Source organism: Saccharothrix lopnurensis (assembly GCF_042658445.1).
Lineage (GTDB): Bacteria > Actinomycetota > Actinomycetes > Mycobacteriales > Pseudonocardiaceae > Actinosynnema > Actinosynnema lopnurensis.
Genome location: NZ_JBHSQO010000023.1, coordinates 44,474 through 60,195, shown reverse-complemented (window position 1 = coordinate 60,195; position 15,722 = coordinate 44,474). Strand labels below are relative to the sequence as shown.

The window sequence follows — 15,722 nt, the reverse complement described above, 5'->3', positions numbered from 1 at the left end:
GGTGTGCACGCTGCCGGAGGAGGTCACCGCCGACAGCGCCGATTCCCGTCACCGCGTGGCCGGGTGCCACTGGGGAGGCAACCCCCGCCGCCCGATCCGGGACGACACCAGGGGCGGCAACCGGGAGTGGTACCACTTCCGGCGCGGGGAGCGCCGCCGCGGCCGTCACCGGGCGCGCCGCGAGCTGCGCGCCCACCGCGGCCAGGACGGCTGAGGTGGCGGGTGGGGCCGGTCGGCGACCGGCCCCACCCCGATGAGCCGGGTCTCCGGGCGTCGAGCCGACCCTGGTACTACGGTGGTGGCGGCCGAACGCGGGAGGCAGACGAGCGTGACCACCTGGACCGATGTGATCAACTACGTCCGCACCCGTTACGAGGTGCTGGAGGAGACCGACGACTGGCTGCGCTTCCGGCTCGACACGGGCGACGGCCGCACCCAGCAGGTCTCGGTGCACCACGTGCCCGACGAGGCCGGCCGGAGGTGGCTGGAGATGTCCTCGCCGGTCGGCCGGGCCGACGCGGTCGACCAGGGGCGGCTGCTCGAACTCGCCGGCTCCTCGCTCGTCGGCGGCGCGGCGGTGGTGGACGGCGTGGCCCTGCTCAAGCACGCCGTGCCGCTGGAGGACCTGAGCGTCCGGGAGGAGTCCGAGCACCCCCTCACGATGCTCGTCGCGAACGCGGACGCGTTCGAGCACGCGCTGACGCGGTCCGACCACTTCTGACCCGGGGCCGGCGGTCCACCGCGACCGCCGCCATCAGCAGGCAGCCGAACGCCGGCAGGAACAGCACCGGCAGCTGCCACGTGATGACGGTCAGGACGGCGAGCGCCAGGAGCAGCAGCAGGGAACCGCGGGCGTCCCCCGCGCCGTGCCGCGCCGCCGCGCGCAGCACCTCGCCCCACGTCCTGCCCGGTGACCAGCCGGCGGCCGCGCGCAGGACGACCACCGCGAGCCCCGCGCCGGCGGCCGCGCGGATCGCGGCGACGACCTGGCCGCCGGCCAGGCCGGCGTCGAGCAGGACCAGGTCCGCGGCCAGCACGCCGAAGGCGGCGACCACGCCCAGCGACGGCTGCCAGCCGCCGGGGAACGCCGCGCGCACGTGGCCGAAGAAGGCCCGGACCGCGGTGCTCTCGCCGTCGACGTGGGCCTTGACGTGCGCGCACCCCGCCGCCAGCGCGGGCAGCAGCGTCACCACCGGCAGCGCGGCCAGCAGCGCCAGCAGCCCGGCGGTCAGGCACTCGCCCAGCAGCGCGAGCTTCCTCATCCCTTGATCCCCGTGGTGGACACGCCCTCGACCAGGAAGCGCTGGAAGAACAGGAAGAACAGCACGACCGGCACCAGCGCGAGCACGGACATGGCCATCAGCGCGCCGAAGTCCGAGCCGGTGGTCTCGTCGATGAACAGCTGGAGCGCCAGCGGCAGCGGGTACTTGTCCGGGGTGCTGAGGTAGATCAGCGGTCCGAAGAAGTCGTTCCAGCTCCAGATGAACGTGAAGATCGCCGTGGTGATCAGCGCCGGGCGGCACAGCGGCAGGACTACGTGCCAGAAGACGCCCCACTGCCCGGCGCCGTCGATCTTGGCCGACTCGTCCAGGTCGCGCGGCAGGGTGCGGATGAACTGCACGATGAGGAACACGAAGAACGCCTCCGCGGCCAGGAACTTGCCCACCAGCAGCGGCACGTAGGTGTCGACCAGGTCCAGCCGCTGGAACACCACGTACTGCGGGATGATCAGCACGTGCACGGGCAGCAGGAGCGTCGCGATCATCACCGCGAACAGCGGGGTGCGGCCGCGGAAGCGCAGCCGGGCGAAGGCGTAGGCGGCGGGCGCGGACGACGCGACCGTGCCGACCACCGACAGCAGGGCCAGCACGGTGGAGTTGAGGAAGAAGCGGGCCACGTCGATGCCGACCACGCCGTCGAACACGCGCTCGTAGTTGGCGGTGGTGGCCGCGTCCGGGAGCAGCCGCAGGTCGCCCAGGATCTCCGCCGACGGCTTGAAGGTCGACGCCACCACCCACACGACCGGGTACAGCACGACGCCCAGCAGGACCAGCACGCCGAGGTGCCAGACCACCCCGTGCACCCGCTGTCGCCTCATCGCGCGTCCCCCGAGTAGTGGACCCAGCCGCGCGCGGTGCGGAACAGGAACGCCGTGACCAGCCCGACGCCCAGCAGCAGCATCCACGCCATGGCCGAGGCGTAGCCCATGCGGTAGTCGCCGAAGCCGCGGTCGAACAGGTAGACGGTGTAGAACAGGGTGCTCCCGGCGGGCTGGCCGTTCGGCCCGCCGACCACGTAGGCCGAGGTGAAGACCTGGAAGGCGTTGATCACCTCCAGCACCAGGTTGAAGAACACCACGGGCGAGATCATCGGCAGCGTGATCGAGCGGAACCGCCGCCACGGTCCGGCCCCGTCGACCTCCGCGGCCTCGTACAGGTCGCGCGGCACCTGCTTGAGCCCCGCCAGGAAGATCACCATCGGCGCGCCGAGCTGCCACACGGCCAGCAGCACCAGCATGAGCACGGAGAAGTCGGGGTTGCCCGCCCAGCCGCCGGTGTCGATGCCCACGGCGCGCAGCAGCCGGTCCACCACCGAGTCGTCGCTGAACACCACCTTCCACACGATCGCGATGCTGACGCTGCCGCCGATGAGCGAGGGGCCGTAGAAGGCCGCGCGGTAGAAGCCCTGCCCGCCCCGCCGGTTGTCCAGCAGCACGGCCACGGCGAGCGCGGCGGCCAGCTTCACCGGCACGGCGAGCACCACGTACAGCGCGGTGACCTGGAGCGAGTTCAGCCAGCGGGAGTCGGAGAACATCCGCCCGTAGTTGTCCAGGCCGACCCACTCCGGTGTGCCGAACAGGTCGTAGTCGGTGAACGACAGGTACAGCGAGGTCAGCATCGGGCCGAGGGTCAGCGCGACGATCCCCAGTATCCACGGCGACAGGAACAGGTAGCCCGCCACGCCGTCGCCGGGCAGCCGGCCCCGCTCGCGCGCGGGGACCGGCGCCGCGGCGAGGTCGGGCGGGCGCGCCGCCGTCCTCGTCACGACCCGAGGGTTTCTTCGGCCTCGGCGAAGAACTGGTCGACCGCCTCGTCCACGGTGATCCGGTCGTACAGCAGCTCCTCGACGATCCGGACGAACGCCTGCTCCAGGCTGCCGGCGCCCTTCGGCGGCGCGGGCGGCGTCGGGCCGAAGCGCTCCCGCTCCGCGTCCTCGTAGGCCGCCACCGCCGCGAGCGGCCCCTCCAGCCGGGCGGCGGCGCGCTGGGCGTTGGTCGGGGGCAGGCCCCGGTTGGCGCCGAAGATCTGCCCGGCCTCGGGGTCGTTGACCATGAACGAGACCAGCTCGGCGGCGGCCTCGGGGTGCTCGGTGCGCCGGGACAGGCTCAGCATCATCGCGGGCTTGAGGTACTGGCCGCTGGAGCTCTCCTCACCTCCGGGCACGGGCCCCAGCTCCAGCTCGGCCTCGGTGGCGTTCGCGTAGCGGGCGGTGAAGTTGTCCCAGCCCAGGTCGCCCGCCACCAGGTCCAGCTCCAGCGCGAACGAGGGCTTGATCTGCACGCCCTTCTCGACCGGCAGGACGGCCCCGGCCTCGGAGAGGTCCACGCCCTCCTGGAAGAACCTCGCCAGGCGCGCCTCGTCGAAGCCGAGCCGGCCGTCCTCGGTGTACAGCAGCCCGCCCTCCTGGCGGAGCTGGAGTTCCAGGTTGTAGTAGCTGCCGATGTAGTTGCCGCCGCCGTGCACGCCGGTCCGCTCGGTGATCTGCCGCAGGGCGGCGCGGTAGTCGTCCCACGTCCAGCCCGGCTTCGGCTCGGCCACGCCGGCGCGGGTGAACAGCTCCGGGTTGTAGACGTAGCCCCAGGTGTTGGCGCCGACCGGCACGCCGTAGCGGCGGCCGTCGACCTCGCCCGCGTCCTCGAGCCCCTCCAGGAGGTCGTCGAACTCGATCTTCCCCTCCTGCTCGCCCAGGTCGTAGAGCGCGCCCCGGTCGGCGTACTCGCGCAGGTAGGCGAAGTCCATCTGGAGCACGTCCGGCGCGTTGCCGCCCGCGGTCTCGGTGGCCATCTTCTGCCAGTACGCCTCGAACTCCTGGAAGCTCGGCGTGACCCGGATGTCGGGGTGCTTGGTGTGGAACAGGTCGATGGCCTTCTGCATCAGCTCGGCGCGCTCGGCGTTGCCCCACCACGCGTACCGCAGCGTGACCGGCCCGGACGCCGCGTCGTCACCGCAGCCGGTCAGGACGGCGGCCAGGACCAGCCCCGCCGCCGCCACCTTCCTGAAGTGCCTCGTCGCACCCATGGGCCGTCCTCCGGGGTCGGATTCGTCCGGAACCACGCGCAATAGCGGAAAGCGTTTTCCGGGAGGCTACGAGCCCGTTCCCCCCACGTCAATGGCCGCTTCGGGGTGACGGCGCCGCTCCCGACCGCGGGGGCGGCCGCCCGTCAGGGGAGCATCCGGGCGCCGCCGAGCGGCCGGCCGCCGGCCCGGAACGCCCGGTCCGCGGGTTCGGCCTGCCACCGCACCGCCACCTCACCGGCCGCCGGGTCGACCCGGCCCGCCGCCTGCTGCTCGACGGGCCACCGCCGGCGCAGGTCGCCCCGGCCGTCGGGTGCTACGACCAGTCCCACCTGGCCCGGCACTCCCGCCGGGCACCGCGCCGGGCGCCTACGCGCGGTCGGGCGCCTCCCGGCCGGCGCCGGTCAGAGGCCCACGGTGAGGACGCCCAGCAGCGTCAGGCTGGGGATGCCCGTGGTGGCGCAGCTGATCGGGTCCGGGTTCAGGGCGGTGAGCTGCATCTTCGCCGGCTCGGTGGCGAACGTGCCCGAGGTGATCGACCCCAGCAGCAGGATGACGATGTTCGCGCCCACCCGGCTCGACGTCCGGTTGTAGGAGTAGGTGCTCGGCGGGACGGCCGGGTCGGTCCAGGTCAGGGTGCGGGTGCCGCTGCCCTGGTAGAAGAGCTGGGTGCAGCTGTAGTTCGGCAGCGTGGCGGTCTCGGTGTACGAGCCGGTGGCGGCGGAGCCGTTGAGGCAGTTCACGAGCTGGCCCTGGACGGTGACGGTGACCGTCTGCGGGGTGTTGGTGACCGGCTGGCTGAACGTCACCACCTCGTTGACCAGGCAGGTCTGCGCGACGACCGCCTGGGCGGTCGGCGCGACGCCGGTCAGCGCGGCGGCGGCGACCAGGCAGGGGACGGCGGTGCGCAGGGCGGCTCGAATCCCGTTCATCCACGGACCTCTCGGGTGTCGGACCGGCGCCGGGGTGGCCGGGGCGGGTCTCGGTGGTGGTCACGGGTCACATCGGGCAGGGTTGTCGCTGCGTTACTGGATGAACACCGCGAGTAGCGAAGTTGATCGACGGGAGGGGCGGGCTCGCGCCTTGGGCAGATGTGAGCGATAACAGAAGCGGCTTCGCGGAAGATCATCCGACACGAATCGATCTTGCCTTGTCGCAGCTGACAACATGATTCGTCGAAGCGCTGTCGAACAATTCGACTGCGCAGTGCTTGTTAGCGATAACAGAGTCCCTTGTCAGTCGGTGTCGGGATCGTTATCGTGCTGAGAACGCGCCGGTGGCGCCCGCTCGGAACACCACCCACCGCGCGCCACGATTCCTGCTCGCAAGGAGGCGAAGCATGGGTCCCCGCACGTATGCGACCACCCGGGTGGCCGGGGTCCAGGCACCGTGCGGATCAGCACACCGGTGCCGGACGCCCGCGCGCTGACGCCTGCCCCCGCACCCCGTTCCCCGCACCCCGTTCCCCACCCCCGTTCCCCGCTCCCGTTCCCCCGGGTGCGCGCCCGTCCACCGGACCGGCGCGCACCAGGCCGCGCCGCCGTCGCACCCACCCGCCAGAACAGAAATCGAGGACATCGTGGTCTCATCGATGAAACGCGTTCTGACAGCGCTGCTCGTCCTGTCCGTGACCGCCGTGGCGGCGCCGTCCGCATCGGCCTACCCCGGCCCCGGCCGGGTGACCGGCGACGTCGGCGTGCACGACCCGAGCGTGGTCAAGCGCCCCGACGGCAGCTACCTGGTCGCCCACACCGGCAACGGCATCGCGCTGAAGACCTCGGGCGACCGCACCGCGTTCCGCAACGCCGGCGCGGCCTTCCCCAACGGCACGTCGTGGGCGAACACCTACACCAACAACGGCCGCAACCTGTGGGCGCCGGACATCACCTACCGCAACGGCCAGTACTGGCTGTACTACTCGGCCTCCACGTTCGGCTCGAACCGGTCGGCGATCTTCCTGGCCACCAGCCCCAGCGGCAACTCCGGCACCTGGACCCACCGCGGCCTGGTGATCGAGTCGCGCACCAGCGACAACTTCAACGCCATCGACCCCGACCTGGTGGTGGACGACCAGGGCCGCTGGTGGCTGAGCTTCGGCTCGTTCTGGTCGGGCATCAAGATGATCGCGCTGAACTCCTCCACCGGCCTGCGGTCGGACAGCACGGTGCGCTCCATCGCCGGGCGCAACGGCGGGGCGATCGAGGCGCCGAACATCGTCAAGCGCGGCAGCTACTACTACCTGTTCGTCTCGTTCGACCGGTGCTGCCAGGGCGCCGCGAGCACCTACCGCGTCATGGTCGGCCGCTCCACCAGCGTCACCGGCCCCTACGTCGACCGAAACGGCACTGCCCTGACCTCCGGCGGCGGCACCGAGATCCTGGCGGGTCAGGGCGGCATCCACGGCCCCGGGCACCAGGACGTGCTGGCCGACGGCGACGGCGACGTCCTCGTCTACCACTACTACGCCGACAACGGCGCGTCGTTGCTCGGCATCAACCTGATGAGGCTCGACTCGGCCGGCTGGCCCTACGTCTACTGACCGTCCGGGCACAGCCCGTGCCGCGTCGCAGGGAGAAGACCTTGACACCGATCACCAGCGGTCCGCGTCGCCGACGGCGGACCGCGCTAGTCCTGGCCACCACCACCGTGCTGCTCGGCGGCGTCACCTCCGCCCTGCCGCCCACCGCGTCGGCGGCCACGGTGGACACCGGCGCCTCGTACGTGCTGGTCAACCGCAACAGCGGCAAGGCGTTGGACGTCTACGACCTGGCCACGGCCGACGGCGCGCGGATTTCGCAGTACACGCGCAACGACGGGGCGTGGCAGCAGTGGCAGTTCGTGGACTCCGGCGGCGGTTACTACCGGCTGAGGTCCCGGCACAGCGGCAAGGTGCTGGACTTCACCTCCACCGCCGACCGGACCGGCCTGGTGCAGAACACCGACGCCAACCGCACCGGCCAGCAGTTCCGCCTGGCCGACTCCGACGGCGGCCACGTCCGGCTGCTCAACCGGGCCAGCGGCAAGGCCGTCGACGTGCTCGACTCCTCCACCGCCGACGGCGCCCAGCTCATCCAGTGGCCCGACACCGGCGGCACCAACCAGCAGTGGCAGCTGGTCAAGCTGGGGTCGAGCGCGCCGGGGACGTTCACCAACCCGATCAAGCGCAACGGCCCGGACCCGTGGCTCCAGTTCCACAACGGCTACTACCACCTGGCCACCACCACGTGGAACTCCACCATCACCATGCGCCGCTCGCGGACGCTGGCCGGGTTGTCGAGCGCGGCCGACCAGGTGGTGTTCAACCTCTCGGGTCGCCCCAACGGGTGCTGCAACATGTGGGCGCCGGAGTTCCACCTGCTGGGCGGCCGCTGGTACCTGTACTACGTGGCCGGGCAGAACGTGCCGGACTTCAACCCCACCCAGCGGCTGCACGTGCTGGAGTCCTCCGGTTCGGACCCGATGGGGCCGTACTCGTTCAAGGCCGACCTGGGCAACACCTGGGAGCTGGACCCGAGCATCCTCCAGCACGGCGGGAAGCTGTACCTGATGGGCAGCGCGACCGACGGCACCCAGTCGTTGACCATCACCCCGCTGTCCAACCCGTGGACGATCAGCGGGTCGCGCCGGACCATCTCCCAGCCGACGCTGTCGTGGGAGCGGCAGACCCACCCGGTCAACGAGGGCGCGGAACCGCTGTACCGCAACGGCCGCACCATGATCGTGTACTCGGCCAGCGCCTGCTGGGGCCCGGACTACAAGCTGGGCCTGCTGACGCTGACCGGCTCAGACCCGCTGAACCGGTCGCACTGGACCAAGTCGCCGAACCCGGTGTTCCAGCGCAACGACGGCAACGGCGTGTTCGCCCCGGGCCACAACGGGTTCTTCAAGTCGCCCGACGGGACGGAGGACTGGATCGTCTACCACGCCAACGACAGCGCGGGCGGCGGCTGCGACATGAACCGCTCCACGCGGGCGCAGGAGTTCACCTGGAACTCCGACGGGACACCGAACTTCGGCACCCCGGTCCGGCTGGGCACGCAACTCCCCGCCCCCTCGGGTGAACCCGCCGCCTGACCTCGGCAACCCCGGTGGCCGGCGGCGCCCTTCCGTCGCCGGCCATCCCGGGCGGGTCCGGTGCCGTGCTGCCGGTGACCCCGGCCGGGTCCGGTGCCGTGCTGCCGGTGACCCCGGCCGGGTCCGGTGCCGTGCTGCCGCGACCACCCGTCGGGGATACGGTGGACCCCGGTGGCCGATCCCGGCCGCCGGGGTCTTCGTGGAAGGGGAATCGCTTGTGGGGTCGGTCGTCCGCACGGGAAGCGCGACACCTGGCGGCGGTGATCCCGCTCGTCCTGCTCGCCGGGTGCACGGCCGGGCCGACCGGCCCGGACCGGGCCGCGCCGAGCGCCGCGGAGGTCGCCGCGCCCTCGGCCGCGCTGACCGTCCTGGACGTGGGTGACGGCGGGGACGCCGCGATCGCGACCAGCGCCGCCCTGTTCCGCAGCGCGCCCGTCGTCGTGGTGGCCGGGCACCCGGACGCGGCGGGTGCGGGCGCCGTCGCGGAACGGCTCGGCGCCCCGCTGCTCCTCGCCCCCTCGGGCACACCCGTTCCGCCACCGGCGACCGACGCCCTGCGCCGCGAGCTGACCAGGCTGTCCCCGCGCGCCGTGCTCGCCGTCGGCGCGGGGGTGCGACCCGTGGCCGAGTCGACGGCGGGCGACGTGCCCGTGCTCACCGTCGACACCGCGACCGCCGAGCTGCCCGGGGGCCTGCCGCGGACCGACCCGCCCGCGCCGGTCGGGGTGACCGTGCTGGTCACCGCCACCCGGGACGACGCGGCGGCGGCCGCCACGGCGCGCGCGGCGGGCGCCCGGGTCATCGGCGTGCGCGGGGCCGACCCGCGAGCCGACCCGGCCGCGATCGAGGCGCTGCGCGGCGCCCCGCCGACGGCCGTCCTGGCGGTGGGCGGGGACTTCGGCCCGGCGGACCGGCTCCGGGCCCGGCTGGACGTGGCCTCCCGCGGCGTCGAGCTGCCGGGCGGCGGCCAGGTGCTGTTCCCCGGTCGGCGGCTGGTGTGCCTGTACGGCCATCCCGGCGCACCCGCCCTCGGCGTGCTCGGCGAACAGGGCGTGGACGCGGCCGTCGCGCGGGCCCGGGAGGTGGCGGCCGGGTACGAGCCGGTCAGCGACGTCCCCGTGGTGCCGGCGTTCGAGATCATCGCCACCGTCGCGCAGGCCGCACCCGGTCCCGACGGCGACTACTCGGGCGAAGCCGCCGTCGAGTCCCTGCGGCCCTGGGTCGAGGCCGCCGGGCGGGCCGGCCTCTACGTCGTGCTCGACCTGCAACCCGGTCGGGCCGAACTGCTGGACCAGGCGAAGCGGTACGCGCCGCTGCTGGAGCTGCCGCACGTCGGCCTCGCGGTGGACCCGGAGTGGAAGCTCGGGCCGGACCAGGTGCCGCTGGAGCGGATCGGCGGCGTGGACGCCGCCGAGATCAACGAGACCGCGGCCTGGCTGGCGGCCCTGACCGCCCGCAACGCCCTGCCGCAGAAGCTGCTGGTGGTCCACCAGTTCCAGCTCTCCATGATCCGCGACGAGCGGTCGCTGGTGACCACCCACGACGAGGTGGCCGTGCTGATCCACATGGACGGCCAGGGCACCACCGGTCAGAAGACCGCCACCTGGGACGCCGTCGTCGCGGCGCGCCCCCACGAGGGCGTGCCGATGGGGTGGAAGAACTTCTACGACGAGGACCGCCCGATGCTCTCCCCGGAGCAGACGATGCGCTACCGGCCGGCGCCGGCGATGATCTCCTACCAGTAGGCCGCACCGGTCGGGGCCGCAGGACGAAACGGGTGAACCGGTCGTGCGGTCCATTGCCCCCCGCGGACGGGTGTGGGAACACTGGGTCCCCCAACCACGTGAGGAACGGGTGCACATGAGGCTTCTCAAGAGGATCATCCGGCGTCGCCCCTTCTCGTCCCCCGGCTACTACGCCTACCCGGCGGTGTGAACCGGTGCCGTCCGGGGAGTGCCCGCCGACGGCGTCCCCGGTCGGCCCCGGCCCGGTGACGTGAGGGACCCCCGGGAGGAACTCCTCGCCGCGGCGAGGGCCGGTGACGGCGTCACCGAGCTGCGGCCCGGCCTGTGGCTGGTCACCGACCCTCCCTCGACCGCGCGGCTCCTGGCCTCGCCGGACGCGGTGACCGGCAGGAGCGCGCCGCGCCGCGACCTCACCTCGTGGGGCCCGGACGGCACCGCCACCTGGATGGCGGTCCGGCGCGCCCTGCGGCCGGTGCTGACCGCCCCGCACCTCGAACCCCTGCTCCCGGCCATCGCCGAGCAGGCCCGGCGGACCACCGCGGCCTGGCCCGTGCCCGGGGTCGTCGACGGGGTGCGCGCGGCCGTCCGCCTGGTGTCCGACGCCACCCTGGCCCACCTGCTGGGCGCGCCCTCGGCCACCCTCTCCGCCCTCGTGGACGAGGAGCTGTCCGCCGCGGGGCGCACCCGCGCGGTGCTCGGGCGGCCGGTGCTGGGTCGGCGCAGCCTGGACCGCGCCCGGCGGGCCACCTACGACGCCGTCCGCCACCGGGTCCGCGCCGACCCCGAGGGCCTGCCCGCCCTCCTGGCCGCCCACGGCTTCGAGGAGCACCACATCACCCTCACCGTGCGCACCCTGCTGCTGTCGGGCCACCACGTCCCCGCCTCCGCTCTCGCCTGGACCTTCCACCGGTTGGCGCTCCACCCGGACGCGCAGGACCAGGCCCGAGCGGAGGCCCTCGCCCACCCGGAGCCGGGCGCCGACCTCCCGTTCTGCCGGGGCGTGGTCCGGGAAACCCTGCGCCTGCACCCGCCCGTGTGGCAGTTGCGGCGACAGCTCCACGCGCCCGTCGCCCCCCTCCCGGCCGGCGCGACCGCGGTGTTCAGCCCCTACCTCAACCACCGGGACGCGGCCGCCCACCCCGATCCCGACGCCTTCCGCCCGGAGCGCCGGCACCTCCGCCCGGCCCCCGGCAGCTACCTCCCGTTCGCCCTGGGACCGCGCTCCTGCCCGGCGTCCCGGACGGCGCTCGTCCAGCTCACGGTGCTGCTGGCCGAGGTGCTCAAGACCCACCGGCTGAGCCGGCACCGGGACCCGGGCCCGTCGCGCGGCGTCCTCTACGCCCCGGACGGCCTCGCGCTCCGCGTGGTCCCCGTCAACGCGTAGCCCGGGAGTTGCGGAACGACCCGGACCACAGGAGACGAGCGTCAGTCGACGACGTCCCGCTGGTGGACGTCCGGGATGCCGTCGCGGTCGTCGTCCCGCGTCTCCTCCTCGTGGATGCGCCGGTAGACGCGGTTGCGGGCGCGCAGGATTCCCGTGGCGACCAGCGCGGACAGCAGCGAGCCGAGCAGGATGCCGATCTTGGCGTCGTCGTAGGGCGCGGTGCCCTCCCCGAACGCCAGCTCGCCGACCAGCAGCGACACGGTGAACCCGATCCCGCCCAGCACGGCCAGGCCGACCACGTCGATCCACGAGAGGTCGTCGTCGAGTTGGGCGCGGGTGAACCGGGACACCAGCCAGGTGGCGGCGGTGATGCCCACGACCTTGCCCACCAGCAGGCCCGCGATCACGCCGAGGGCGACGGTGTCGGTCAGCGAGGAGGTCAGGCCGTCGAGCCCGCCGAGGGCCACGCCGGAGGCGAAGAAGGCGAACACCGGCACCGCCACCCCGGTCGACAGCGGCCGGAAGCGGTGCTCGAAGTGCTCGGCCAGCCCGGGGCCCTCGCCGGGGCTGCGGCGGATCACCGGCACGGCGAAGCCCAGCAGCACGCCGGCCACGGTCGCGTGGACCCCGGAGGCGTGCATGAACCCCCAGGTCATCGCGGCCAGGGGCAGCAGCAGCCACCACGACCGCACGCGTCGCTGCACCAGCACGGTGAACAGTGCCAGCGGCACGGCCGTGAGCAGCAGCGGTGTCACCGCCAGGTCGTCGGTGTAGAACACGGCGATGATCACGATGGCGATCAGGTCGTCGACCACGGCGAGCGTGAGCAGGAACGTCCGCAGCGCCGTCGGCAGGCACCGGCCGATCACCGCGAGCACGGCGAGGGCGAACGCGATGTCGGTGGCCGTCGGGATGGCCCACCCGGACGCGGCGCCCGGTGTGCCCAGGTTGACCAGCACGTAGACCAGGGCGGGCACCGCCACCCCGCCGAACGCGGCCGCCACCGGCACCGCCGCCCGCCGCGGGTCGCGCAGGTCGCCGGCCACGAACTCGCGCTTGAGCTCCAGGCCCGCGACGAAGAAGAAGATGGCCAGCAGCCCGTCGGACGCCCAGTGCCCGACGCTCAGCTCCAGGTGCAGGGGGGCGAAGCCGAACTCGGCGCCGCGCAGCGCCTCGTAGGTCGGCGCCCACGGGGAGTTGGCCCACACCAGCCCGAGCAGCGCCGCGGCCAGCATGATGACCCCGCCGACGGTCTCCATGCGCAGCACGTCGGCGATCCGCTTGGCTTCGGGCCAGGTGCCCCGGTCGAACAGCTTGGTGGTGGCGCGAGGCACGGGCAGCTCCCGGGGTCGTCGGATCACATCGCCGACCAGGCTTCCCGGCACACCATGCCCGAACACGGGCAACACCCCGACCTTACCCGGTGGTGCGGCACATCCGGGTGTGGGCCACCGGTCCCGGGGTCGGCCTGCCCTGCCGTTCGGGACCCGCCCGCCGTTCCCCCGGGTAGGCGGCGGGTGAGGACCGGCTCACCGGGCTCCCGCGTCGGCGGCCACCGCCCGAATTCGGCGGACCGCCTCGTCGACACCGCCGTCCCAGGGCGCGCCGTGGCCGGGGACCAGCCAGGTCGCCCGCAGGTCGGCCAGGCGGTCGAGGGAGGCGAGGGCCTCTCCGGGGTCGTCGGTGAACGGGGCCGGCTGGGGACCGCGCCGGCCGGTCAGCACGTGGCGGGTGGTCAGCGCGTCGCCCGCGAAGACGGCGTCGGCGACGGGGACGTGGACGGCGATGCTGCCGGGGGAGTGGCCGGGCATCCCGATGACCCGCGGCGCGCCCGGGAGGTCGAGGACCTCGCCGTCCGCCACCTCGGTCACCTCGGTGAGGTAGGTGGTGCGCAGGCCGCCCTTGCGCGCCGTGTAGCCGAGGAAACGGGCCACCGCCCCGAGCTTCACCGGCCCCAAGGTGGGCCGGGACTTCGCCTCGCCGCGGGCTCGGGCGGCGTCGGCGCCGTGGACGTACACGGGAACACCGTGGTCGCGGCGGAGGCGTTCGGCGAAGCCGAGGTGGTCGGTGTCGCCGTGGGTGAGGACCACGCCCCGGACGTCGTCGGGGGAACGGCCCAGCGCGGCCAGTTCGGCGGTGAACTCGCGCCAGTGGCCGGGAAGACCGGCGTCGATGACGGTGACGCCCTCGTCGGTCGCGATCAGGTGGACCGCGACCAGGTCGTTGCCCACGCGGTGCAGGTTGTTGCCGAGCTTCACGGGTGCGCCTTGTCGTCGGGGGCGGGTGTTGATGGCTATGGTACATAGCCATCATGGCTATCGTCCATAGCTATGATGGGCGCGACACCACCGCCGACCGGAGGGGCACCGATGCCGACGCCCGAACGGACCACGCTCGCCGACATCGTCGGGGCGGCCCGGGACATCCTGGAGGAGGGGGGACCGGCGAGCCTGACCATGCAGGCGGTCGCCGTGCGCGTGGGCGTGCGGGCGCCGTCGCTCTACAAGCGGGTGCGCAACCGCGACGAGCTCGTCCGCCTGGTCACCGAGGCCGCCGTCCGCGACCTGGGCGGGCGGCTCGACGCGGTGGCGGCCGGCGGGGACGCCCGCGAGGACCTGGGGGAGCTGTGCCGGGCGTTCCGGGCGTTCGCGCACGCGCGTCCGGCCGGCTACCGCCTGATCTTCGCCGCGGGACCGGCGGGGAGCAGGCCGGACGTCGCTTCGCTCGCCGCGGCGGCGGCGTCGGTCCTGCGGGTCGCCGAGGAGCTGGCCGGGCCCGACGAGGCGCTGGAGGCGGCGCGGACGATCACGGCCTGGGCGCACGGCTTCGTCAGCATGGAGCTGGCGGACGCGTTCAACCTGGGCGGGGACGTCGGACGCGCCTTCGAGTACGGGATCGCCCGGCTCGCGGACTCGCTCGCGGGTCGTCGCACCCGGCCCTTCCCGTAGGTAAATGACGGTTAACCCGTTTGCATGGTGATTGATTCACCTGGCGGTCGCGATACTGGGTGTCCCCGCAACGCCTTCCCGTGGAGGCCGCCTTGACCACCCGAACTGTCTCCGGCGCGTCCCTCGCCCTCGCCCTCGCCGCGGCCCTCACCTGGTCGCCACCCGCCACCGCCGCCGAACCCCCCGACCTGACCGAGGTGGTCGTCGCCGAGATGCGCGAGCGCGCCCCGGTCGCCGCCGCCGGCGACCGGACCGCCCGGGTCGCCGCCGACCGCCAGGCCGGCGACTGGGCCTTCGGCACCGCGGTGCTGACCACCCGACCGGGCTCCGAGCAGCTGCCCGAGGGGTGGCTGTTCCTCGCCCACCGCGCCGGCGGCGCGTGGACGGTCGCGCTGGAGGGCGAACCCGCGTTCGCCGACCTCGCCGGCCGGACCCCGCTCGTCGGCGGCGAGGAGCGGGCGCTGCTGGTCCGCCAGGACGGTCGCCGGGACGTCGGCGCCACCGCGGGCAACGACCTGCGCACCGGCATGGCCCTGCCGTTCGCGGTCGGCCAGAGCTGGAGCATGACCAGCGGCCCGCACGGCTGGTCCGGCAGCGCGGCGCCGTGGAGCTCGCTCGACCTCGCGGGCGGCGACCAGCGCGTGCTCGCCGCCCGCGCCGGCGCGGCTTACACGATGTGCACCGGGTGGCTGCGCGTGATCCACGACCGGGGCTACGCCACCGACTACTACCACCTGTGGAACAGCATCAGCGTCAACGGCGCCGCCGTCGGCCAGGGCGCCTTCCTGGGCAACACCGGCACGGACGTCACGTGCGGCGGCTCCGCCTCGGGCCGGCACGTGCACTTCGGGCTGCGCCAGCACAACGCCTACGTCGGCATCGCCCAGCACAACATCGGCAAGTGGGTGCCGCAGGCCGGCGGGGCGGCCTACCAGGGCTCGGCGCTGCACGGCAGCGCGCGCGTCAACGCGGGCGGCGCGCTGTACAACTACGGCGCGCTCGGCTTCACGCAGGGCGTCGTCGACGCCAACGGCGGCGGGACCGTCAACAGGCGCACCGGCCCCGGCACCGGCTACGGCCTCGCGGGCGCCGTGGCGGACGGGACCACCGTCGGCATCGCCTGCTCGGCCAACGGCACCAGCCACACCGGGCGGTGGGGCACCTCCGCGCTGTGGAACCGGCTGACCGACGGCACGTGGGTCTCCGACGCCTACCTGTGGACCGGGGTGAACGGCGCGCTCAACGGCAACTGCTGACCCCTCGGGGCCCCTGCGCG

At 73.6% G+C, this 15,722-nt stretch carries 16 protein-coding genes; 8 read left to right on the top strand and 8 right to left on the bottom strand.

The features are described 5' to 3' along the window. The first annotated feature begins 1 nt into the window (after position 1). A complete protein-coding gene (locus ACFP3R_RS22045) occupies positions 2-214 on the top strand; it encodes a hypothetical protein (protein WP_380638261.1) in 213 nt (70 codons plus the stop codon). Between the two features lie 114 nt (positions 215-328). After that, on the top strand, positions 329-721 hold the full coding sequence (locus ACFP3R_RS22040; protein WP_380638260.1) for a hypothetical protein: 393 nt from the start codon (positions 329-331) through the stop codon (positions 719-721). Here ACFP3R_RS22040 and ACFP3R_RS22035 read toward each other — a convergent pair. From ACFP3R_RS22035 to ACFP3R_RS22010, 6 genes are all read right to left on the bottom strand, one after another. Continuing rightward, positions 657-1,262 carry a hypothetical protein gene (locus ACFP3R_RS22035; protein WP_380638259.1) on the bottom strand — a complete coding sequence of 202 codons (606 nt, stop codon included), beginning with the start codon at positions 1,260-1,262 and terminating at the stop codon, positions 657-659. The two genes, ACFP3R_RS22040 and ACFP3R_RS22035, sit on opposite strands and share 65 nt — an antisense overlap. Beyond that, a complete protein-coding gene (locus tag ACFP3R_RS22030) occupies positions 1,259-2,098 on the bottom strand; it encodes a carbohydrate ABC transporter permease (protein ID WP_380638258.1) in 840 nt (279 codons plus the stop codon). The genes ACFP3R_RS22035 and ACFP3R_RS22030 overlap by 4 nt, the downstream gene beginning before the upstream one ends. After that, positions 2,095-3,045, bottom strand: coding sequence for a carbohydrate ABC transporter permease (locus ACFP3R_RS22025; RefSeq protein WP_380638257.1), 951 nt, complete (start codon positions 3,043-3,045; stop codon positions 2,095-2,097). The genes ACFP3R_RS22030 and ACFP3R_RS22025 overlap by 4 nt, the downstream gene beginning before the upstream one ends. Continuing rightward, positions 3,042-4,298 (bottom strand): ABC transporter substrate-binding protein, encoded by a 1,257-nt coding sequence (locus ACFP3R_RS22020; RefSeq protein ID WP_380638256.1) that lies wholly within the window; start codon positions 4,296-4,298, stop codon positions 3,042-3,044. The genes ACFP3R_RS22025 and ACFP3R_RS22020 overlap by 4 nt, the downstream gene beginning before the upstream one ends. Positions 4,299-4,441: 143 nt before the next feature. Further along, entirely contained in the window at positions 4,442-4,627 is a 186-nt protein-coding gene (locus ACFP3R_RS22015; RefSeq protein ID WP_380638255.1) for a hypothetical protein, read from the bottom strand. A 72-nt stretch (positions 4,628-4,699) separates the two neighbouring features. Beyond that, entirely contained in the window at positions 4,700-5,227 is a 528-nt protein-coding gene (locus ACFP3R_RS22010) for a hypothetical protein (RefSeq protein ID WP_380638254.1), read from the bottom strand. 659 nt (positions 5,228-5,886) lie between these two features. On the opposite strand from ACFP3R_RS22010, the gene ACFP3R_RS22005 reads away from it, so the two are divergent. The 4 genes from ACFP3R_RS22005 to ACFP3R_RS21990 all read left to right on the top strand — a co-directional run bounded on the left by ACFP3R_RS22005 (position 5,887) and on the right by ACFP3R_RS21990 (position 11,498). Beyond that, a complete protein-coding gene (locus ACFP3R_RS22005) occupies positions 5,887-6,834 on the top strand; it encodes an arabinan endo-1,5-alpha-L-arabinosidase (protein WP_380638253.1) in 948 nt (315 codons plus the stop codon). Between the two features lie 41 nt (positions 6,835-6,875). After that, positions 6,876-8,369 carry a family 43 glycosylhydrolase gene (locus ACFP3R_RS22000; RefSeq protein WP_380638252.1) on the top strand — a complete coding sequence of 498 codons (1,494 nt, stop codon included), beginning with the start codon at positions 6,876-6,878 and terminating at the stop codon, positions 8,367-8,369. Between the two features lie 260 nt (positions 8,370-8,629). Beyond that, a complete protein-coding gene (locus tag ACFP3R_RS21995; RefSeq protein WP_380638251.1) occupies positions 8,630-10,114 on the top strand; it encodes a glutathione S-transferase family protein in 1,485 nt (494 codons plus the stop codon). Positions 10,115-10,364: 250 nt separating this feature from the next. After that, complete coding sequence (locus ACFP3R_RS21990) at positions 10,365-11,498, top strand: cytochrome P450 (RefSeq protein WP_380638250.1); 1,134 nt, start codon at positions 10,365-10,367, stop codon at positions 11,496-11,498. 41 nt (positions 11,499-11,539) lie between these two features. Here ACFP3R_RS21990 and nhaA read toward each other — a convergent pair whose 3' ends face one another. After that, positions 11,540-12,832 (bottom strand): Na+/H+ antiporter NhaA, encoded by a 1,293-nt coding sequence (gene nhaA, locus ACFP3R_RS21985; protein ID WP_380638249.1) that lies wholly within the window; start codon positions 12,830-12,832, stop codon positions 11,540-11,542. 195 nt (positions 12,833-13,027) lie between these two features. Beyond that, positions 13,028-13,756, bottom strand: coding sequence for an MBL fold metallo-hydrolase (locus tag ACFP3R_RS21980; RefSeq protein ID WP_380638248.1), 729 nt, complete (start codon positions 13,754-13,756; stop codon positions 13,028-13,030). Positions 13,757-13,867: 111 nt separating this feature from the next. On the opposite strand from ACFP3R_RS21980, the gene ACFP3R_RS21975 reads away from it, so the two are divergent. Together ACFP3R_RS21975 and ACFP3R_RS21970 are read left to right on the top strand one after the other, a co-directional pair. Next, the gene (locus ACFP3R_RS21975; protein ID WP_380638247.1) at positions 13,868-14,446 is read left to right on the top strand and encodes a TetR/AcrR family transcriptional regulator; all 579 of its coding nucleotides are present in this window, start codon (positions 13,868-13,870) and stop codon (positions 14,444-14,446) included. Between the two features lie 92 nt (positions 14,447-14,538). Next, on the top strand, positions 14,539-15,702 hold the full coding sequence (locus tag ACFP3R_RS21970) for a M23 family metallopeptidase (protein ID WP_380638246.1): 1,164 nt from the start codon (positions 14,539-14,541) through the stop codon (positions 15,700-15,702). The last annotated feature ends 20 nt before the right edge of the window (positions 15,703-15,722 follow it).